Here is a 21,548-nt window from a genome sequence, read left to right as displayed (position 1 = left end):
TTGACACTAATTGGTATCTGGGCATAGATATATATAATAACTCCCGGTAATTAGTCAATGCCATTATTATTATCAATTGCCTGTTCAAGGTTTGAATTGTAGTTTTTACCGAGAGCATATTCTTAATCTAAAGCATTCAGGAAAACCCCGGCAGGAAAAAAATTAACACCTTCGATAATATCGAGACCATGAATAGGGACATAAGGAAATTTGATATTAAGTCATACAGACATACAAAAAAGGCCTTTTTATGAATTATCGCAAAATAAAACAATAAAAAGCCGTAGGCAAAAAAATATAATTCGGATAAATAATTGATGTCAATATTCTGCAGTGACTGGAGGTTATATTTCATTTAACTTTTTCAGCGGTTTGCTTGTATTGCTCAAAAAGGTCCAATCCCCACTGACGTGCACTGTTCTCAAAAGTGATGACTTTTTTGTGATCGAAAATCCCCTGTTTGTTGAAAAAGGCAATCAGCATGAGATTATCCGTTATAGAGAGAGCGCCCAGACGAATCGTGTTATCTTCACATATGAACATATTGGAACTTGGAGAATCCATCATGGCATTATACTGTTCCGTATATTCATCTTTCAACCTATTGTATACAGACCTGGTCAACATCAAATTGAAATTTACTTCTTTTTTTGCCAGTTCGGAATAATTCATAGGGCAACTTGGACAGAAATACGAATAGAATGTGCATACTGATGAAGATTGCCTTAAACTCGTAAGCAATGCTGTCGGTGGCTCAAAAAGATGGTTGAGATCAGGCTGATATACCATTATCTGCCCAAGGTCGCCAATCCTGTCCAGTAGTGGATCAGGTATAGCGCTCATATCCCTGCTTTCCCAGTATTCCTTATTCTCCTCAAGGACATTCAGCGCTTCCATCAGGGGCTTTATCTTTCGTAATATGATCTTCCCTATATATGTCAGGCTGTATTCATCAGCTGACTGTTCAATGAGACCCTGCTCAAGAAGGATCTTCATCTGAGCCATTATTGCACTGGTGGTTCCTGTGAGGGAATCCTTAATCTCATCTATGGTGGCCGGCCGCTCCATCAACATGAGGAGAGTGTTCTTTCTTTTTTCTGAGAGGAACACTGTACTTATTAGCTCTGTTTTCATTATTTCCTCTTGAGTCTTGGTCCGTAGTGATCATCTAAAATGCAGTCGATTGTTTTGAACATCATCGAGTATATCGTTTCATGAGATGTGCGCCTGCCTCCCAGGTAATCCTGTGACAGATAGCCATGCTGAGGACTATAAGCAATTGATCTTATTTCTTTCTTCACGCCGTTAACTATCATTTTATTTTAATTCATTGCGATTATTTTAAGCCATAACACCTGATAATGATCAGGGCATAACCATAAAGCAGGCCTATCTTATGGTCAATTAGTCATATCATCGATAAATCATTATTGATATAATGTCATTTCAGGGTGTTTATATTGTTTACTGTGTCGAATAGTAACCATTGAAATTAATTTGAACCAGGTTCTAATTCTCACTGGCAGTTAAAGTCATATTTAGTCATGTCACAGATATATTGGAAACATGTATATATAGGATACTTAAAAATGTATCGTTGTTTTATAAGCGTCATTTGATGAATAGTAGAAGTTTATTAAGTCATGCTTACTACCACAACCAATACCGGGAGAAGAAGTTGAGTTAGATGTGCACTTGAAAAAGAATAAGATTAAATATTTGTGCACTTTAAGGGGATATCAACTCAAACTGACTCACATCAGGAAAATCTTGCTGGAATATATCTTTAGCCTCTTCTGTTGTATCGGCGTGTATAGGCACCTCTCTTAAAATGTCTTCATCTTGGAATTGAACCCAAAAACACATATTAGTTTCCCTCCTCAACATACCATTATCTGTTCAAGTCTGGCAGTGCCCTTCCGTGTCCAGTATCCACATATTTCACAATGCTGTGTGCTTTGGTCCATATCACTCAGGAGTGCCTTACATTCAGGACATTCTTTTAGCTGCTTCAATTATTCACCCCATTTATACCATTATTATATATTTTCTTCAGTCTACTACCTTTAACTTGGGTTTTGGTTTAAATTGGATTACTGTGATAATAATACTCCCCCTATAGATTATGTAGTTCTATTATCGATTATCGAGTAATTTACTTACTTAGTAATCATTTAGTTTTTCAATTATCAGATTTAGACCAAATAGTGGCCCGGAAGATTCCCACCCGGAGTGTGAAATACCTCTCTGTGAACTCAATGTTCTCTGTGGCTGCAATATGGACGCTTTTTTATAGGTTCAATGATTACGCAAACTTCAAATAATTACCATGCCGCAAGGCAAGACAATGGAGTAAAATAAGATAAATATGCACTTATAGCGCATAATTGCAACAACATGGGAATCTCATCATAACGTGAGATATTGCTCTTCCTATCCTAGCAAGTTTAGTTGATTGGCAGATACCCAATATCAGAGAGAATTTCCTGCCCCTGAGCACTCAATACAAAATCAATATATTCTTTTACAGTTCCCTCAGGCTCACCATCGGTATAATAGTAAAGTGGTCTGGAAAGCGGGTAGGTTCCTCTCCTGATCGTATCGGCATTAGGATAAAATGTGCCTTCTGATGTGCCAAGTCCAATCATTCTCACACTTTCATCCATATATGCGAGTCCGATGTATCCTAGAGATGCCGTGTTCAATGAGACATCCTTGACCACAGCTTCGGTGTTAGGTTCAATAATCGCGTTTTTAGTATAGGCTTTGTCCCCGAGTACATGTTCCTTGAAAAATCCGTAGGTTCCTGAGCTTTGGTCACGAACCAGAACCCTGATCTTCTCGTCATTGCCTCCAAGTTCCTTCCAGTTTGTAATTTCTCCGCTGTAGACCATTTGGAGTTGTTCAACGCTTAAGCTCTCAAGAGGATTATTCTTGTTGACGATAACAGATATGCCATCCCATCCAATGATAGTCTCTACAGGCTCAATGCCTTTATTAGTCGCACTTGTGATCTCTGATTCTTTTATTTTTCGTGAGGCCATAGCGATTTCAACCTCGCCTTCAATGAAACTGGCAAGTCCTAGAGAAGAACCTCCTCCAATGACGATAATCTCATTGCCGGGGTGCAGATCCATGTAAATTTTGGATTCGGCGATTGAAACAGGCAGAATCGTATCCGAACCTTTGATAAATATCTTGCTTCCAGCATTAGTGGAAGGCGTTGTTAATACGTCCTTCTCCTGGAAAACTGAGTGTGACAGAAATATAACAAAAAGCAGCAATAAGCAAACAATGACTCCTAATATGTATTTATTATTTTGAGACATAGAAATCGACCTTTATATATACAATTAGCATTTTATGTATATAAATCTATACTTTTAAATACTATAAATCTATTTATATTTTAAATACATTTGTAGCATATATTTTAGTCAATATATGGAATCAAAAACGATGTTGTTGTGGATAAAGAATGAAAGGACCTAAAGTGAATTACGGTAAGTACCTCCTCCTGATCTCCCTTCTTATAATCATTGTACTGGTAACGGTTTCTAGCGGATGTTTCGAAAGCGAGAAGGCTTTGAAAGTATCTCTTGGGAATACAGATATTCTTGATAAACAGGATACTAAGGGCAAATCTGTCCGCATAGGTGTTTTTTCAATGGCATCACCAAAAATGACCATGGAATACTATCAGGACTTCCTTGACTACCTGTCAAAAGATACAGGTCTTGATTTTGAGCTTGTCCAGAGGGATAATCCTGCTGAAATAAACTATTTGCTGAAAACTAAATATCTGGATGCTGTATTCGTAAGGGAGAGCGATTATTTCGAAGGCTATGAGGATTTTGGAATGCAGGTAATTGCAGTGCCTGTAATTCATGGAGATATACGCTATTCCTCATATGTGATCACAAGGTCTGATGGCAATATCAACTCCTTGGAAGATTTGCGCAACAAACGATTTGCATTCAATAGTTATCGCTTTAATCGCGGAGAAGTTGTTCCCGACTATATGCGCCCTTTGATAAATGAATCTCCTGATTCTTATTTTTCCAGCTATATCTACAGTAACAGCCAGGATAATTTTATTAATATGATTGCTCAGGGGACTCTTGACGGTGCTGAGGTTGATTGTGTTATGTGGGCTTATGTCGTGGAGGATTCTGAGGATTATTCGTCGAATTTGCAGATAATACATACATCTCCACCGCAACTCGTCCATGCAGTTGCGGTCCACCCGGACACTGATAAGGGATTCAGGGATAAGATAAAGACCTCACTGCTCAGGATGCACGATTCATCCAGTGGACGGGATGTTCTGAAGAACATGTATTTTGATATGTTCCTTCAAATGGACCATGATACATATGCAAGCTACGAAGATGATTCGCGGAAGGTTGAGTAACAATGGACAAACAGTTAAGGAAGATTACCGCCTATTTCGGTCACTTCAGCATCAGGACACAATTAATCCTCAACGTTGTCGGTATTATCCTCATCCTGGGTATTCTGATGGGCTCGTATCTCAATGTGGTCCAAACGAATATGATGAAAACAGAACTTAATGAGAAAGGCATCTCTATCACGCGTAATCTGGCCGAGAATAGCATAAATCCGATCCTCACTGATAATCAGGTCCGTCTTCAGTGGCTTGTGGATACGATAAAAGAAAGTGAACCTGAAGTTGTGTATGTATTCATAATTGATGAAAGCGGGGAGGTGATGGCTCATACCTTCAAACGGGGATTTCCGGTGGAACTGCGGGGATTGAATCCTGCTGTTGGCGAGACAAGCACCATGCTGCTTGATACAGAAGAAGGGTATATCAGGGATATCTCTTATCCTATTCTTGGAGGAAAAGCCGGCGAGGTTCATGTTGGCGTGAGCCAGGAAAGTATAAGTGCTACAGTAGACAAATTCACTGTAACTCTGGGAATATTCGTTTTTTTACTAATGATTGCCGGTTCCAATGTTGCATATGTCGCAGGTACAGTCATCTCCCGCCCAATAATGGACCTCAGGGAAGGAGTGGAGGTCTTCGGTGAAGGCAACTTTGATCACAAGGTCAGCATCGACTCTCAAAATGAGATTGGTCAGCTTGCCAGTTCTTTCAATGATATGGCAGTGCATATAGGTAACCTGATAATCGAGAAAGAGAAAGCTGCTACGGAAGTGCTTGATACAAGAAACTACCTCACAAAGATAATATCAGGTAGCCTTGATGGAATAGTTGTTAGTGACGGTGTTGGGAAGATAGAGTTTGTAAACGAGGCATTTGTAGGAATAGCTGAGTCTGAAGAAGACGAGTTGATAGGATTAGATTTGTGTTCTCTTTTTAAAGAAAAAAGTGAAGAACTTAGGTTTTTTTTGAGAAATACGGAGATTAGCGACACTTTTGTACACGAGCTAAGTTTCATCACCCGTGATGGCACGCTGAAATATGTTATCCTGAGTATGGGGAGTGTGAAATACAGGAATGAGCTGAAATATGTCTCTGTTACAAAAGATATTACGGAAATAAAGAAACTGGAACAAATGAAAAGCAACATCATTGCAAATATTTCACATGAATTACGCACTCCTCTAAATATAATGAAAGGATTCGTAGAAATATCCATTGATGAGCATGACAATGATAAAAGGCGCCTTTACCTGCAAAAATCCTTGCAAGCCCTTGAAAAGCAGAACTGGATGATTCAGGACCTTTTGGAAGTTGCTCGGGGAGATAATGAAACGGGGAAACTGAACATGGTAAAAACAAATATTAATGGAGTTGTTGAGATGGCATGTCGAGAGATTAAAGGGAAACTCGATGCTTCAGGTATAAATGTTACAATAAAACTTGGTACTGACAGTTTCGTGAAGGCAGAGCCTGAAAAGCTTGCTTATGCGCTTACAAAGATTATTGACAATGCGTTGAAATTCACAGACAAAGGCAAAGATATCGAAATAGGTACGTTACTGGATGATGATGGGGCAGTTATCTACACCAGGGACACCGGAACTGGCATTCCAAAGGAAAATCTGGCAAGAATATTTGAGAAGTTCTATCAGGTAGATGGCACTTCAACTCGTAAGTTCGGAGGAAATGGGCTTGGGCTTGCTATAGCAAAGAATATAATTGAGAAACATGAAGGTAAATTGTGGGTGGAATCAAAACTTGGTGAAGGCAGTACCTTTTATTTGAGTGTTCCTTATTTTGTTGATATCTAATCCTTGGCATTCTAGTTAAAATTACAACTGAAGCTTAAACTTAGGTGGTGCTAAAAGAAAAGACACATCATTGGGGTTTTTGTCCCGGTAAGTCAATCTTCTTTCTTCTGAAGATCACAGGTAAGAACGATAAACAAAATGGTCAACTCCAGAATTCCCCCTAAGTACATACTTTCATTTTAAAAAAGGCTTTTTAAATAAATTATATATAGATATGCTGTTTGTATATAGCCATGAAAAAAGCTTTGATCTTTGACCTAGACGGCGTATTGGTAGACTCCATGTACTTTCATGCCACAGCCTGGAAGACATCTTTTAAAGAAGCCGGAATTGAAGTAGATATAAGGGATATATTTGAAATGGAGGGTGCCAATGACCGGGGAATTGTAGAAAGGGTGCTCCGGAAGGAAAAGCATGTTTTCAGTGACGATATCTTCATTTCGGTTCCTGCAAGAAAACATGAATTATTCAATGTGGACCATGTGAAACCATTCAATGGTATGGAAAAGTTCCTGCGCGAAATGCATGAACAATTTCACCTTGCCCTTGTTTCCGGTTCTGACAGGGATGCCGTGGAAAAAATGACAGACAGATTTTACTCTGGTGTTTTTGATGTCATTATCAGTGGCAACGATGTAATTCGGGGGAAGCCCTTTCCTGATCCATACCTGAAAGCAGTGGAAATGCTTTGCGTCAAGAAGGAAGAATGTATTGTAATTGAGAATGCACCTTTGGGAGTTGAAGCTGCAAAGAATGCAGGGCTTTTTTGTGTAGGATTGCCAACCTATGTGGATGCTGCACATCTGGAGTATGCAGACAGGATCGTAAAAGACCATGCAGAACTTCAAGGATATCTCCGGGAACTCTACTCTTGAATAAATAAGACGATAAAACTACATTTATTCTTCATCTGAGTTTTCCAATAGCTCCCTTACAAAGGCAGGGCCGTAGAACACTTCTGCTTGTTGCCTTAATTTCTCTGTATTCTCCATGAAACGTCCCCTATAAACCACTTCCCTTATCGTAGAAAGAATCTCTTCAGAAGATACAGAATAATCAAGTTTTCTGCCATACTCCATTTCCTCCACGACTTGGGCATTGTTCTCCTGCTCATTGTGACCTTTGTCAGGGAATGAGAACAAAGGCAGTCCAAAGCTTAGAGTTTCCATAAGTGTCCCATGCCCACCTGCAGAAATTACAAGATCACTTGCTTTGTAATACGGGAACGGGTCTGCAATAAATGTGCAAATATTGACATTCACAGGAACCTCATGCAAGTCATCTTTCCCAATAGCAGGACCGGTTATGAAAGTATATTTGATAGATTCATCCATTCTGGCAGCACCCAGAATATTTTCTAATATTCTCTTCCTGTAACCAAAACCACCTACAGTGCACAATACCTGCGGCCTGGATAGGTCCTTTGCAAGCACTTCACTATACCTTTTTCGAACAAGTGGACCGCTGAATTTCACTTTACCTACAACATCTGCCGGGAATGCAAGATTGCGTACACATACAGTATGCGGTTTTGGAAAGTCAGGAACTACGATGACATCTACTCTCCTGTAGATGTAGTGATAGAAATTCCTGACAAATCTTCCAAGTAATTTCACAAGCTGTCCTTTATTAATGAAAAACTCCTCCATGTTGGACTGGTTCACTATCATGCAGGTTCTGATGTTTTTGTACTTAGCTGCCAGTATTGCAAGATAATACCCGTCAGAGATAACTACATCAGGATTCTTTTCCTTTATCAGGGCAAATACGGAGCGAATATCCTTTGCGGAGATGTTCACTATTGTCTTCTTTATGGAAGCCTCCAAGTCAAAACTTCCAGCTTTGCCTTCCAGCCGGAGCTCCTGAGGTATAAAAGAGACTTCATACCCAGAATTCTCAATAAGCTCTTTTGAGGAACCATATGCTCCAAAATGGACAATATGTCCTGCTGATAATAGTTCCCTGCCAAGGGAAATACTCCTCCCCGTGTGACCCAGACCCTCGCCACATGTGAAAATGAAGAACTTCATAATATCGTGCCGTCTATTTTTGTACAATATTAATTTACATTGCATATGAGAATTGTAGTAGATATTATATTTGTGTGTAGAATATATATTTACGGGGCTTAAATATATTATATATACATAAAGTATTTACTTAGGAGTGTTTATATAGACAAATGTCAATTAAAAAAATTGAGACCATAAAGAGGAGTGATGATCTTGCCCCATAGGATAGATCTCAATAAACAAAAAATCATTTCTTCCGAAAAGGCTGTCGAACTTTTGGGAAACGGGTGGCATAAAGCGGATTTGCATGTACATACCTGCTGCTCATATGATGTGCCACCAACAGAATCAATGCGTCCAGAGAACCTACTCCAGAAAGGGAAGGACAATAGTCTTGATTTTGTAACATTTACAGACCATGATACTGTAAAGGCCTATGACATCCTTGGCTGGAAGCGAGATGACCTGACAACTGGCGTGGAGCTATCGGTCAGCGATCCGGTGAATGTGGGGCACACCGTGCATATTAATGTCTTCGGATTTGACAGGCAACAGTATATGGAGTTCAGCAACCTGGCAAAGAAGGAGTGCAATATCTACAGTATCATAGATTATTTCAGGAGCAATGATCTTCCATACATATACAATCACCCATTCTGGTTCCAAGTCGGTGACAGGCCCAATATCTTCGCAATCCCCGAAATTGCCAGACACTTTCCGGTGATAGAATATAACATGCAGGACCTGAAGCAGAAAAATCTGTTTGCGATGATCCTTGCTCAACGATATGGAAAAGGAATGGCGATAACAACCGACAGCCACACCGGAAGCATCGGTAATGTATATACTGTTGCCGAAGGTGACACATTCCACGAGTATTTCTCCAATATATGCAAAGGGCGTTCATATATGGTAGTAGACCAGCCCATATGGAAACACATCACAGGAGAACTGAATGCCTGGATAGAGCTTGTTTTTAGCATGAGGAGAGATATCAGGGAGGAAATGGGCTTCACTACAGGCATGGGTGCCTTTGACAGGCTGGTTAGTATCATGGAGAGCGATATACTGGGGAGAAGCCCTCTGGTAAATAACGCTGCAAAAGAATTTATTAAACATATATCTGGATCAGGGCTGCCTGTCCTTTTGTATATGGTCTCAAAGCAGCCACAGGTTTCAAAAATCGGCAGGATGATCAATGGTTAAGTTTTGCCTGCAAGTTATGAGCATACAAAGATCATAGAACACAAACTCTGGTGCAAAATGAAAATAATGATATTTGTGTGTGGAGAAGGACTCGGACACACCAGCAGGTGTATCTCGCTGGGAAGAGAACTAAAAGCTGCAGGACATGATGTACATTTTGGTGCATATGGATACTCAAAGGAACTCATCGAGAAGAAAGGATATACTGCGCATAAAATACCCTCGGAAGTCACGCTTGTAGGAAAGGCTGGCACATTGAACCTGAGAAAATCGGTCTTTGCTACCTTCAAAAGAGGACAGTTCCTGGGTTTGCTTAAGCTCGCAAGAATATTGAGGCGTATCATGCCTGATGTTGTTATCTCTGATAGTTACTATATGGGCATTCTGAGCGCAAAAGCCCGAAAAATCCCTTGCTATCTGGTTCTTAATCAGTCGAACATGGAACAGTTCTTCGTTCAGAAGGGTATTCCTGGAAGGATAGTAGGAGATATTATAAGGCGATTCTATACAGGGGTATTCAGGATGGCCGATGGTATCCTGATACCCGATTTCCCAATGCCGCACACCATATGCCGCAAAAATCTGGATTTCACCGAGGATATATGGGAAAAAGTCCTCTACACAGGTCCGCTTATTGGAAAGAAATATGGAGAGGTCGAAAGACTGGATCTTAAAAGGCCTCATGTTATTTCCACACTTGGTGGCTTTGGATACAGGGAACCAATTTTTCGAAAAGTTATCCAAGCTGCACAATTGAACAGCAAGATACACTATACCCTACTCTCTGGACCCTTTATAGACCTTGATGCTTTCAAGCCCTTACCAGAAAACGTAAGAATGCTTGAGTTCATTGAAGACCAATTCCCCTTCCTTGCATCCTGCGATATTATAATCGCGCCCGGAGGGCACAGCACTATGATGGAAGCCATGAGTTTTGGTATTCCCATGCTTTCAGTACCCGATATTAACCATAGTGAACAGCACAACAACGCTTTTGCTATCGATGAGGATTCACTTGGTAAGATGATAGAATATTCAGCTTCAGCCAAAGATATCCTTGCAGAGATACATGAGTTACTTTGTGATAATAAATACAGGAAAAATGTGCTGAAACTAAGGAAACTAGCAGAAAGATATGAAGGTACAACATTCATCCTCAAGATGCTGGAATCAAAACACAGCGTAAGAAAGGGCAAAGAGATAAACACCAGAGATTATTTTGTATTATCCCGACTAAGAGGCAAAACACTGGCAAAAAGGATGCAAAAGAAGAGGAGCTAAAAAAGTTCCCCCTATAGAGGAAAACAGTTTCTTCATAAACTCGGTTACGGAACAGGTAATATCTAAAAATATTTATAGTGCTCCGATCGGGATTCGAACCCGAGTCTTCGGCTCGAAAGGCCGGAATGATTGGCCGGACTACACTATCGGAGCACGTCGATTTCGCTCTAAATGAGCGACTCCAACATAGTACATATCAGTATTAAAGCTTTCGCCCAGATCAGTATATTTCACCCTGTTCTTCACCTTTTTCAAGATTCATTACCCAGAATGTGAGCTTTGCACAGCTTTCCGGCTGGCATGCATCCCTGCAGCCTGCACAGGGGGAGAATACCTCCCCTGCCATGAGTAACTCAAAAACCGGCTTTTTTTCCTCTTTCACTTTCAGAAGGTATGTCCTGGCGCCATTGGAAACGGCCTGCTCACGAATAATGAGCCCATCCTCCAGGAGCTTTGAAATGATCCTGGAGCACTTGCGGCTGTCTATATCCAGCATCTTCCATAGCTGGTTCTGAAAAACGCCACTTTCCTGAGAGCGAATGACATTGAGAGCAGTTTCTTCAATACTCATATCAATTTACCACTAACAGTAACTACTTTACAGTTAGCCTTCAACTGGAATGACAAGAATTATATTGTTTCCACGAAGGACAACGGAACCTAGGGACCTTAAACGCTCACCATTTGCTATTTCAACGGTATCGACAAGATGGAGGTTCATGTAATCATCTGCACTGCTAAGGGTTCCTTCAAGCAGGTGAAGGTCACCTTTCATCTCAACCTGGATTTTAGATCCAATCATTTTCTGGACTTTCTTATTCGGGAACAAAATTAATCCTCACATCATTTTAAAACAACATTAGAGCCTTTCCGGTTATAGGCTAATACAATAATACAATCTAATATTTATTACTGGCGATTTAACCTTTACTATATACCTGGGGAAACTGCTCATGCCTAGAGATATTTACATATACCCCTGGATCTCAGTAGTAGCTTGCTGCGCTTCAGCATCATCTTTCTTATTCATGTTCTCATGAGGCCTCCTTATCGGGCCAAACATCTTCTCATAATCCTGGATATGCTGATTAAGCCATCTCGCAAGCTCCAAGGCAGCCAAAGGGGAAAGGATTACCTCTGTTTCAAGTTTCCTCTGGATCACCTGTTCCTCCGATGCCTTATCAGACGGCAGAGGTGTGTCATTATAGAAGCCAATCCTGAAATCGTACGGACTGTGCCCCCCCACAGCTCCTATAGAGTAGACCTGTTTGAAATCATCAGGCTTGAACAGTTCTATCCTTACTTTTCTTTTTCCTTTTATCCCTTCTGATTTTTCACTCATATTAATGTTTCCTTGCAGACTGGCTCATGCATCATCTGTCCTACCTTATCTGTCGGCATCATTCTAAAGCATTATGATAGCACGTTGCGATATGATGAACATATCCGGTTACCCTTCTATCTCTTTTTTAAGCCGGCGAGCTTCAGATGCGATCTCTCTTTTGGAGTAGGTCTTTGCTATCATCTCAACAGCATCAAGGTTACGCACTGCACTGTCCAGATATCCGAGTACATCTCCCGGATAGGCGGTAATCCCGTAGAGATTCTCTATTTTCCTCACAATGCCTGCCGGATCGTACCCCTCTGTCCTGATCATGATGATCTTTTCGGAGAACTTACGCTCGGCACAGCCGCAATATGGAGAATCCCTGCAACTGCAGGCCAGGAACTCGGATGCAAAATCAAATAGTTGCTCTCTCAAAGAGATATCGAGCTTTCCCATGTTCTCCCCCTCAAAGAGGATATCCAGTGAAGCCCCCTGAAAGACCCGCGAAGGAAGATTAACGTTAAGAGCTGCAGATATCCTGGAAACATACTTGAAATACACCCCGTCAAAGAACTCAAGGTTAGTAATGATAGCAAGCGGATCGTGGTCCATCAGCACAGCATCCCGTATAAGGAAAGCCCTGGAAACAGAAAGGAAGTGGCCTGCAGCGATCTTGCCAAAACTTGTCAGCTCAATTGTGCCTTTTTTCCTGTAAAGGAATTTCTGTCGTTCAAGCCTGCGCACAAGCACATCCACCGCATAGCCGGCAAGCATATCCCCGTGTATCTTAATCAGGTCCTTCTCGGAAGAGGTTATGGCCGCGGTTGCGAGGATCTCCTCAAGCTTCTCCTCTTCCCCGTACTCCACCTTTGTATGCAGCATCTCTCCCTTTAAAAGTTTCAGGGCTACAGTATCTTCCGTATCACCCTGGTCACCCGTGTACCTCTTGCCAGGTACCGCAAGCAACACTACTTCTCCCAGGTCATGGTAATCCGGCCTGCCGGCACGGCCCAGCATCTGGAGGAATTCCTGCATATTAAGCCACTCGATACCCATAGCAAGGGAGTCGAATATCACCTGCGATGCCGGAAAATCGACGCCTGCTGCAAGAGCGGCAGTGGTAACTACAACAGGAAGCCTGCCTTTTGCAAAGCCCACTTCCACTTTCTTGCGCTCCTGGCTTGTCAGTCCTGCATGATAGGGAGCAGAAGGAATAGAAAGGGCTTCGGATATACGATGGCAGTTACGTCTTGAGTTCGTGAAGATAATGGTCTGACCTCTGTGCCCCTTTGATGAAACCTTGCTATACTCATCCCTGGCAAGTTTGGTCATGATATTTATCTTTGAATGCTCCGGGCAGAGCACGAGATGCCTTTCAATAGGAACCGGCCTGTACTCATACTCTATAAGCTTTGCATTCAGATGCTTTGCCATTATTTCCGGCTTTGCGACAGTCGCGGACAGGTAGATGAACTGTGCATCAGGTGCGCTGTACTTGAGCCTTGCTATCACTCCGTCGAGCCTGTGACCGCGCTCCGAATCCTCGATAGTGTGCACTTCATCCACAACAACAGTACCTACCTTACCCAGCATGTCCGCAGCACCGATCCTTAAGATATAGTCTATACCTTCGTAGGTACCTATAATGATATCAGAATCAAGGGACCTGCGCATTGAATCCGTTTTAGATGCCTTTATACGTGCGCTTCCGACCCTGATGGATGTCTGTATCCCCAATCCTGAGTACCTATCAGTGAACTGGTCATATTTTTGGTTTGCAAGCGCTACCAGAGGCACAAGATACAGCAGTTTTCCCTTCCTGCGCAGGATATTCTCGATACCTGCAAGCTCGCCGATAAGTGTCTTACCTGTGGCTGTCACTGAGGTCACAAGCTGGTTCTGGCCTTTCAGAAGGCCATTCTCCACTGAGATTGACTGCACCGGCAGGAGCACATCCGACTTTTGAAGTAGAAGGTCCTTGAATTTCCTGTTTATCGGCAGGTCCCTTATCATAGATGTAGAGACCTCTGTATTTGCTGCTATTGAATCAAATCTTGTGAGCTCATGGTCAAGTTCTTCGGGGCTTAGCATGGACAAGGTTCTGTCAAGGTCCCTTGTACTTAGCAATATTTCCTCCAGTCTCTCACATACTTCCTCGCCATAAGTCACCTGCGAACTTGAGAGTACTCTGGACAGTTCGTCCTTTGCACAATCCGCGCATATTTTCTCCCGATGATATCTCACGGATCTTCTGTTGAGAAAATTGAACATGTTCTTCAGCAGGCAGAACCTGCAGACATCTACAATATCAGCGCGAAGCTGGAATCCCTGTAACATATCAACAACAGCAGCTGTCTGCTGGGCATCCCCGTCCTTTGCTATCATGATTCGATCAGCAGTCCTCAAGAGTTCGGTCAGCTCGGAGGGGGGATGCAGCTCCTCTTTATTATTCAGGACGACCTTGAATTTGTGGGGTCGTGGTCCTGTAGCAGTCGTCTGCATGACCAGTTCCCCTACAAAAAGAGGTCTTTTCATTTTATCCCGTATCGGCAGAACGGTTATTTTCGCCCTGTCGGCAATTATTAGTATCCAGAGAGTCATCTGCGCACTCAGATAGCACAGTGAGTATAAATACTATTGGCTTTATGGAAAGCATAAGTAAAAATATAAATAACAATATATTACTGCTTGCTTACAAGGAACGGGACAATGTTAACAACCAAATCTTTTGCGGCAAACTCCTTTATGCAGGATGAGATATCAAAGGACCAGGAAGAGGTGTCACTATACGACAGCCTCAAAAGAACGTCCTCTACTGTGACATACCAGGAACAGCCAACTTTACTTTCAACAGGCATATTAGTCCTTGACAGGAACCTTGGCGGAGGCCTGCCTGCTGGTTCAGTATCTTATTTCTCAGCCGATCCCCGCTCGATGTCAGAAGTATTCCTTTATCAGTTCACACAATCCCGCAGGACATTCTATTTCACAACCGGACGCAGGCCCAAGTTCGTCCTCAATGATATCATCAACCTGGGATTTGACCCGTCCAACATAATCTTCGTTGATGTATATAGTGAATATTATTTCAGCGCATGCGGTGAAATGTCAGAAAATGTAGGCAATGAATATATCGATTCCAAGATAATAGAGTTCACTGAATACAACCTGCGTAACATTGCCAATGATTCAACCGGTGAGGAGATCAACCTCATAATCGATTCCTTCTCATTTTATATGAATCTCCGCGTCAACCCCGGGCTTATCCGCCAGCTGACCAATGTCATTTATGAGGTCACCAAGGAGATACAGTGCCTGACACATCTCTACGGTCATAAGGGCAGCACCCCGGAAAAAATGGTAAATGAAGTCTTCGCCACAGTTGATGTGATATTTGAGTCCTCTCTGGAGACAAACTCTGATAAACTGGTCAGCAAGCTAGCCATACCAAAGATAAGAGGAATGGTGCCAAGCCCGGAGCTGATCAAGTTCAAGATAGGAGAGGGAGTACAAATAGATACTTCAAGGGATATTGCCTGAACCGCCCCTCCAGATGAACTGTGTTTGCTTATAGACAGGCATCTGTGTCTGCCGCATACCTGCAATTGCAGCTGCGCTGATCAGGGATATTGCCAATGGTATCGAGCAGGACCCCCAGAAGTATCTCCTGCCTTTCCTGAAGTGTTCTGACGACCTCTGAGGCTGTGACTTTCTGAGCACCCATACCACAGGCATTATTGGTAACAGTACAGATAGAAGCATAACACAGGTTCAACTCTTTTGCGAGGGCCACCTCAGGCATGCCTGTCATGCCCACGACATCTCCAAACCTGCTCATCATCCTTATCTCTGCCCTTGTCTCAAACCTTGGGCCTTCGGTACAGACATATATGCCATCTGCAAAACCAACGTCCTCTTTTATGAGCGCCGCCTTAAGGCTTTGCCGTATCTGCGGGCAATAAGGCTCCGTCATATCAACATGTACGGTCCTGTTATCGTGGAAAGTGGATATCCTGTTACGCGTCATATCCACAAGATCATCCGGCAGGACGAAACTGCCGATTGGATGACCCTGCATTGTACCCACAGAATTTACCGATATGGCCCTTTCAATGCCAAGCTCCATGACAGCCCATATAATGGCCCTATAATTTACCATGTGCGGAGGAAGATGTTTCTGACCGTCAGCATGCCTTGGTATCAAAACGCAGTTCCTGCCTTTGACATCAAAAGGGTAAGCCCGGACCACACCAAAAGGCGTTTCCACAGTTATGTTTTCAGATACTTCAGGGAAAGAGAAGTTCACACCTGCGATCACTGCAACATCAAAGCTGGGACCTGTGGTAGATCCTGACCTATGTGTCCGCATTATTGCTACCATTTAAAACCTGTTTCTCTTCCATCCTGATACTTGCAGAGACCTTTATTCCCACCAGGGCAATGATTATAGCTGCAACTATAGAATAAACGAAATACTGCACTCCCACTGCAGGGTCAATAGAACTGCCGCCTATGACTGTGCTTATGGATATCAGGTATGTGCTTGCACCCCAGAATAGGAGGCCCATGGATATCACAAAGAAAGCAGGTATTATATACCTGAAAGTGGATGTCCTGTTCTTATAGCAGTCAATTATCTTCCCGACGTCTGCTATCAGTATAGCACTTACATATAACCATACAGTGGTGTTTATGAAAACTGTTGCCAGAGGTACCAGTCCATAATACCAGATGCCTTCACGCGTGTAAAGCTCCCATACCCTGCTAAGGCCAAGTACGCTTGCAGCGACCATTACAAGAAGTGCGGCGAGGTATGTCAGGAATGTCATCCGTCCTGAATGGAAAGAGTCCTTAATGCGCTCCCCATAAACAGATATCGGGTCACCGAAACCCCTGTAGAGCATATAGAGGCCTACTGCAGCGAGTATCCCGATGATAGCGCCCTGAGGATAATTGATCATAAGGAAAAAGGCATAGATAAGCGATGCCAGTCCCAGGGGTACGAAGAATGTCTGGGATATCTTGGGATCATTAAAAGCATGCTTGATGATATAATAGGTACTTTCCAGGTTCGCACTCTGCATAACTACAATACGCTTGACAGAATCCACCTTCATCCTGGACTGCACGATGGGGAGCAGGGATTCATCTTCCGCCCCGTCAGAAATGAATATAGCAGAGCTAAAGTTGAAACGCTTAAGGAGGACATCGAGCTGGTTTGCTATCTTCTGGTCGGATATGATACCTATGTTCTTATCCCCGGCAAGGGTGATAAGCTCCGCGTCAATATCTCTTGCAGCCAGATCATCAAGCACCTTGATACCGCCAAATATGGTGTTGGCATCCGAGTCCTCGGGGTCCGCTGTGGCAAGTTTTACGGCGGCCTCTACGTTTGCCTCCCTTCCAATAACAGGGCCTCTTACATTAGCTTTTACGCCAAGGTCATCGTCTCTGTCTATACAGAGGATCAGTATTTGCATATAACTCCATTTGCTATGTGACACGGAAATATAAATAGATTCTCATAAAATCGTTACAATGAAAGACTGTTAAATGTCAGGTCTCCACACCCATGGAGCCGTTCCTCATTGCGAAAGTAACTCCCTTATCAGCCTTTTGGCCCACTGCAGCTTCTTCTTCTTTGTAGGGGTAACGTCCTCATCATTAAAATCAAAGCCTATGAGAATAATTTTGGCAGCACCGAATTCTTTTGCAAGGAAAACACATCTGTCACCATCGCTGAAACCACCGAAGTTATAGACATTTTTAAGGGGAACTGACTGTGTGCTTCCGACAATGCTGTGAAGAAGAGGCACATATCTCTCAAGTTTGTCAATATTATCCCCGTGGGCATGCACAACCATGAGCGAACCCCTGTTATTGGCGATAATTTCCTTTCCGACGTCCCCGTCAAGGTCTGTCACTATTATATCGGGCACTACCCCAAAATCAAGGACAACAGCCGCAGCCCCGTCAGCAGCTATGACTACATGGTTCCCTGCATCAACAGATCCCAGCTCTTCCTTAAGGCATGGAGCATTGCCGCATACCAGAACGTTCTTTTCGCCTATCAGTTCATGGAGGACAGATACATCTGCAGTCCTTGAATGGTCCAGCAGGCGGGAGAGAATGAGAGCAGCGCGCTCATCCTCTTTCCTGCTAAAACCCATGTCCTCAAGTATCCTTGAGTATACAGGTTCCCATTTTGCAAATTCCATGTTTCTCCTTTGGGTTTTGGTGCGGATGCGTTTCAGGCCGGTGAAATGCCGATGCTCATAGACACACCTTCGACATCCCAGTCCTTGCTGAGACTTCCGCTTGCATCCACGTCAAGGCCTATTACCTGCACATCCGCCCTGATCTCCTTTGCAATATGTTGCTCAAGATCGAGTACAAGATCGAGCACCCTTTGGTCATTGATCCTGATGTGCACCCTGATGCTCTCATCAACAGCAAGGTCAAGCTCCTTGCGCATGTCCTGCACCCTGCGGATGACTTCCCTTGAAAAGCCCTCAGACTCGAGTTCCCGGGTCAGTTTTGCGTCAACATATACGCTGCCTGCGTTGAATTCTGCACTTGCGACCATTTCCGGCAGTTTTTCCTCGAATTTGACCATTTCCGGTGTAATGGTTGCCATACCTCCGGGAACTTCAACTTCTGCCTGCCCGTTTGTAGCGAGGGATTTCCTGAGGGATAGCACATCAGTTTTCTTTATAGCAGCCAGGACCTTTCCTGCATCGCCCTTGAAAACAGGGCCGATGGTGCTTGGGTTGGGGATAGCTTCATAGTTGAGTTCATCCCATGGCTGTCCCGCAGCCGTGAGTACGATATCCTTCGCATTGGTCTGGTCCATGAGCACGGACTTAAGGCTTGCCACAGCCTCTGCGACCTGCTCATTGGCCGGAGCGACCACTATCCTGGATACCGGCCACCTGAGCTTCCTGCCTGCTTTCTGGCGGGCATTGGAAGATGCTTCCACCATGGACCTTATCATATCCATGTGAGTCTCAAGTTCCTTGTCCACAAGAGACTCATCAGCAACAGGCCAGTCGTTCATATGGACTGATTCCGGTGCGTCAGGGTAAACGTTCCTAACAAGGTTCTGGTACATCTCCTCTGCAAGATGTGGCATGAAAGGAGCTATGACCTTGGCAGTTATGACAAACACCTCATACAGCACCCTGTATACAGCCAGTTTGTCGGGGTCATCAGCCTCAACCCATGTCCTTGGCCGGATGAGCTGGATGTACCACCTGGAGAGGTCCTCAAGGGCGAACTCGTTGATGGAACGCAGAGCTCTGTGCAGGGTGTACTGGTCCATGGCCTTGTTTACATCATTGATCAGCGACTGAGCCCTGGAGAGTATCCACTTATCTTCCTTCCTCATGTGCTCCCTTACAGATTCCAGGGATACTTGTGATGGGTCGAACTTGTCCAGCACCATATAGGGCAATGGGAAGCGATACACGTTCCAGAGGATATTCAATGTCCTGTTTATGGTCCCCAGTTCCTCGCTATTGAACTTTAGATCGTCCCACGGAGCACTGGCTGACATCACAAAGCAACGAAGAGTATCGGCACCATATTTTGAGATGACCTCTTTTGGCTCTATCACATTTCCAAGGCTCTTTGACATCTTCTTGCCTTCACCGTCAAGGGTGAAGCCGTGCATGAGCACACTCTTGTAGGGAGCTTTGCCAAATGCTACCATGCTTGCTCCAAGCTGTGAGTAGAACCATCCGCGGGTCTGGTCGTGCCCTTCAGTGATGAAGTCTGCCGGCCACCACTTGTCAAAGTCCTCTGCATTTTGCGGGAACCTGAGGGTTGCCCAAGAAGCTACAGCTGAATCGAACCAGACATCGAAAACATCCTCCACGCGTTTCATTGTCCCGCCACACTGGCAGTCAAAAGTGACCTCGTCAACATAAGGCCTGTGAAGCTCGATATCACCGGAGAGGCCTGACATCCCGAGGAGTTCCTTCTTGGTTCCGACAACATGCATGCTGTCGCATGTCCGGCATTTCCATACAGGTATTGGGATTCCCCAGTATCTCTGCCTGGAAACACACCAGTCGCGGGCACCCTCGACCCAGTCCTTGAACCTTGAAGAGCCTGCCCATGAAGGATACCAGTTCACTTTCTGTATTTCGGAGAGCATCTGTTCCTTGAGATCTGATATCTTAATGAACCACTGTTCTGTGGCAAGATATATGATAGGCGTCTTACAGCGCCAGCAGTGCCCGTACCTGTGAGTTATCTTACCCTGGGCAAGGAGCAGGCCGCGCTCTTTGAGATCTTCGATTACACTCGTGTTCGCATCCCTGATATGCATCCCTGTGTAATCACCGGCAGCTTCAGTGTACCTGCCGTCAGAACCTACGGGGCAGAATATAGGCAGGTTGTTCTTGATACCGACATCAAAGTCATCCATACCGTGCCCTGGTGCGATATGCACACAGCCGGTATTCTCGGCGGTCACGAAATCGGCAAGATAGATGTTATGCTCCATAGCTGCCTGTCTTGGCACCTTATCTGCAAGAGGGTGCTCGTATGACAGCGAAGTGAGGTCCTCGCCAAGCATGCTGCCCAGTATCTTATAATCGGCATAGCGTCCTTTCTTCAGGACGGCCTCCACAAGCTGTGAAGCAATAATGAGTACCTCTTCCCTGCCTTCTGAAGTTGTTGCCTTTACTCTGGAGTACTCAAATGAAGGGTGAACTGCTACTGCAATATTGGACGGGATGGTCCATGGAGTGGTGGTCCATATGACAACATAGGTGTTTTCCTCACCCTTGAGCCTGAACTTGACGAATATGGAAGGATCCGCCCTGTCGCTGTACTCTACCTCAGAGTCAGCAATGGCTGTTTCGCACCTGGGGCACCAGTTGACAACGCGCTTGCCCTGCTCCAGCAGGTTCTTCTCCTGGGCACGCTTGAGGGTCCACCATGCGGCCTCGATGTACTCGTCACGCAAGGTCATGTAAGGGTCCTTCCAGTCAAGCCATGCGCCCAGCATGCGGAACTGCCCGGTCATTTCGTCCTTCTGGTTCAGCGCGAATTCCTTGCACTTCTCGATGAAGTTACCGACGCCGTATTTCTCGATATCCTTCTTGGATGTGAAACCAAGCACGCCCTCCACCTTGACCTCGATTGGCAATCCATGCATATCCCAGCCCGCACGGTCAAGTATGTCATAGCCTTTCATTGAGCGGTAGCGCAGAATGGAGTCCTTGATTATCTTGTTCCATGCAGTGCCCAGGTGGATGTGCCCTGTGGTGTATGGTGGTCCGTCCACGAAAAAGAATCTTTTCCCGCCTCTTCTGTGCTCACGTACCTTTGAGTACGCATCCGATTCTTCCCAGAAGTCCTGAATCTTCCTTTCCAGTTTTTCCGGGCTATACTGATTGGTAATCTCCTCTAACATCAAAGGTCTCCATACTCTAATTAGATCTGGATATTCCTACTGCGATATTTGATTTAATAATTATGGGTCAATTACC

Annotated in this window: 18 protein-coding genes and 1 tRNA gene; 6 read left to right on the top strand and 13 right to left on the bottom strand. The window is 44.0% G+C overall.

Annotated features, from left to right (window positions below; translation table 11 throughout):
• Nucleotides 1–351: 351 nt before the first annotated feature.
• From Q8J68_RS12555 to Q8J68_RS12545, 3 genes are all read right to left on the bottom strand, one after another.
• Nucleotides 352–1,134, bottom strand: coding sequence for a winged helix-turn-helix domain-containing protein (locus tag Q8J68_RS12555; protein WP_305311856.1), 783 nt, complete (start codon nucleotides 1,132–1,134; stop codon nucleotides 352–354).
• Entirely contained in the window at nucleotides 1,134–1,316 is a 183-nt protein-coding gene (locus Q8J68_RS12550; protein WP_305311855.1) for a hypothetical protein, read from the bottom strand. The genes Q8J68_RS12555 and Q8J68_RS12550 overlap by 1 nt, the downstream gene beginning before the upstream one ends.
• 1,131 nt (nucleotides 1,317–2,447) lie before the next feature.
• On the bottom strand, nucleotides 2,448–3,284 hold the full coding sequence (locus tag Q8J68_RS12545; RefSeq protein ID WP_305311854.1) for a phosphate ABC transporter substrate-binding protein: 837 nt from the start codon (nucleotides 3,282–3,284) through the stop codon (nucleotides 2,448–2,450).
• A gap of 194 nt (nucleotides 3,285–3,478) precedes the next feature.
• On the opposite strand from Q8J68_RS12545, the gene Q8J68_RS12540 reads away from it, so the two are divergent.
• From Q8J68_RS12540 to Q8J68_RS12530, 3 genes are all read left to right on the top strand, one after another.
• Nucleotides 3,479–4,414 (top strand): PhnD/SsuA/transferrin family substrate-binding protein, encoded by a 936-nt coding sequence (locus Q8J68_RS12540; RefSeq protein WP_305311853.1) that lies wholly within the window; start codon nucleotides 3,479–3,481, stop codon nucleotides 4,412–4,414.
• Nucleotides 4,415–4,416: 2 nt separating this feature from the next.
• A complete protein-coding gene (locus tag Q8J68_RS12535) occupies nucleotides 4,417–6,222 on the top strand; it encodes an ATP-binding protein (protein WP_305311852.1) in 1,806 nt (601 codons plus the stop codon).
• A 233-nt stretch (nucleotides 6,223–6,455) separates the two neighbouring features.
• Nucleotides 6,456–7,097, top strand: coding sequence for an HAD family phosphatase (locus Q8J68_RS12530; RefSeq protein WP_305311851.1), 642 nt, complete (start codon nucleotides 6,456–6,458; stop codon nucleotides 7,095–7,097).
• A 24-nt stretch (nucleotides 7,098–7,121) separates the two neighbouring features.
• On the opposite strand, the gene Q8J68_RS12525 is transcribed toward Q8J68_RS12530, so the two are convergent.
• Complete coding sequence (locus Q8J68_RS12525) at nucleotides 7,122–8,252, bottom strand: UDP-N-acetylglucosamine--N-acetylmuramyl-(pentapeptide) pyrophosphoryl-undecaprenol N-acetylglucosamine transferase (protein ID WP_305311850.1); 1,131 nt, start codon at nucleotides 8,250–8,252, stop codon at nucleotides 7,122–7,124.
• A 333-nt stretch (nucleotides 8,253–8,585) separates the two neighbouring features.
• On the opposite strand from Q8J68_RS12525, the gene Q8J68_RS12520 reads away from it, so the two are divergent.
• Nucleotides 8,586–9,440 carry a PHP domain-containing protein gene (locus tag Q8J68_RS12520; RefSeq protein ID WP_370867646.1) on the top strand — a complete coding sequence of 285 codons (855 nt, stop codon included), beginning with the start codon at nucleotides 8,586–8,588 and terminating at the stop codon, nucleotides 9,438–9,440.
• Nucleotides 9,441–9,497: 57 nt separating this feature from the next.
• Nucleotides 9,498–10,721 carry a UDP-N-acetylglucosamine--N-acetylmuramyl-(pentapeptide) pyrophosphoryl-undecaprenol N-acetylglucosamine transferase gene (locus tag Q8J68_RS12515; protein ID WP_305311849.1) on the top strand — a complete coding sequence of 408 codons (1,224 nt, stop codon included), beginning with the start codon at nucleotides 9,498–9,500 and terminating at the stop codon, nucleotides 10,719–10,721.
• A gap of 78 nt (nucleotides 10,722–10,799) precedes the next feature.
• On the opposite strand, the gene Q8J68_RS12510 is transcribed toward Q8J68_RS12515, so the two are convergent.
• The 5 genes from Q8J68_RS12510 to Q8J68_RS12490 all read right to left on the bottom strand — a co-directional run bounded on the left by Q8J68_RS12510 (nucleotide 10,800) and on the right by Q8J68_RS12490 (nucleotide 14,649).
• A tRNA-Glu gene (locus Q8J68_RS12510) sits at nucleotides 10,800–10,874 on the bottom strand.
• Between the two features lie 67 nt (nucleotides 10,875–10,941).
• Nucleotides 10,942–11,292: an Lrp/AsnC family transcriptional regulator gene (locus Q8J68_RS12505; protein WP_305311848.1), complete on the bottom strand. Its 351-nt coding sequence runs from the start codon at nucleotides 11,290–11,292 to the stop codon at nucleotides 10,942–10,944.
• A gap of 33 nt (nucleotides 11,293–11,325) precedes the next feature.
• A complete protein-coding gene (locus Q8J68_RS12500) occupies nucleotides 11,326–11,550 on the bottom strand; it encodes an LSM domain-containing protein (protein ID WP_048146662.1) in 225 nt (74 codons plus the stop codon).
• Nucleotides 11,551–11,688: 138 nt separating this feature from the next.
• Nucleotides 11,689–12,063 (bottom strand): DUF3467 domain-containing protein, encoded by a 375-nt coding sequence (locus Q8J68_RS12495; RefSeq protein ID WP_015052191.1) that lies wholly within the window; start codon nucleotides 12,061–12,063, stop codon nucleotides 11,689–11,691.
• A gap of 108 nt (nucleotides 12,064–12,171) precedes the next feature.
• Entirely contained in the window at nucleotides 12,172–14,649 is a 2,478-nt protein-coding gene (locus tag Q8J68_RS12490) for a DUF5814 domain-containing protein (RefSeq protein WP_305311847.1), read from the bottom strand.
• Nucleotides 14,650–14,757: 108 nt separating this feature from the next.
• Between Q8J68_RS12490 and Q8J68_RS12485 the strand changes: the two genes are divergently transcribed.
• Nucleotides 14,758–15,588, top strand: coding sequence for an RAD55 family ATPase (locus Q8J68_RS12485; protein ID WP_305311846.1), 831 nt, complete (start codon nucleotides 14,758–14,760; stop codon nucleotides 15,586–15,588).
• 28 nt (nucleotides 15,589–15,616) lie between these two features.
• Here the strand turns inward: Q8J68_RS12485 and Q8J68_RS12480 are convergent, their stop codons facing one another.
• The 4 genes from Q8J68_RS12480 to ileS all read right to left on the bottom strand — a co-directional run bounded on the left by Q8J68_RS12480 (nucleotide 15,617) and on the right by ileS (nucleotide 21,472).
• Nucleotides 15,617–16,429, bottom strand: coding sequence for an MTAP family purine nucleoside phosphorylase (locus tag Q8J68_RS12480; RefSeq protein ID WP_305311845.1), 813 nt, complete (start codon nucleotides 16,427–16,429; stop codon nucleotides 15,617–15,619).
• Entirely contained in the window at nucleotides 16,404–17,528 is a 1,125-nt protein-coding gene (locus Q8J68_RS12475; protein ID WP_305311844.1) for a DUF373 family protein, read from the bottom strand. Before Q8J68_RS12475 ends, Q8J68_RS12480 begins: the two co-directional genes overlap by 26 nt.
• 105 nt (nucleotides 17,529–17,633) lie before the next feature.
• Nucleotides 17,634–18,266, bottom strand: coding sequence for a 6-hydroxymethylpterin diphosphokinase MptE-like protein (locus Q8J68_RS12470; protein WP_305311843.1), 633 nt, complete (start codon nucleotides 18,264–18,266; stop codon nucleotides 17,634–17,636).
• A 32-nt stretch (nucleotides 18,267–18,298) separates the two neighbouring features.
• Nucleotides 18,299–21,472, bottom strand: coding sequence for an isoleucine--tRNA ligase (ileS, locus tag Q8J68_RS12465; RefSeq protein WP_305311842.1), 3,174 nt, complete (start codon nucleotides 21,470–21,472; stop codon nucleotides 18,299–18,301).
• Nucleotides 21,473–21,548 lie beyond the last annotated feature (76 nt).

It is taken from the genome of Methanolobus sp. (assembly GCF_030682845.1).
Classification (GTDB): domain Archaea; phylum Halobacteriota; class Methanosarcinia; order Methanosarcinales; family Methanosarcinaceae; genus Methanolobus.
This window is presented reverse-complemented; position numbering and strand designations above follow the sequence as displayed.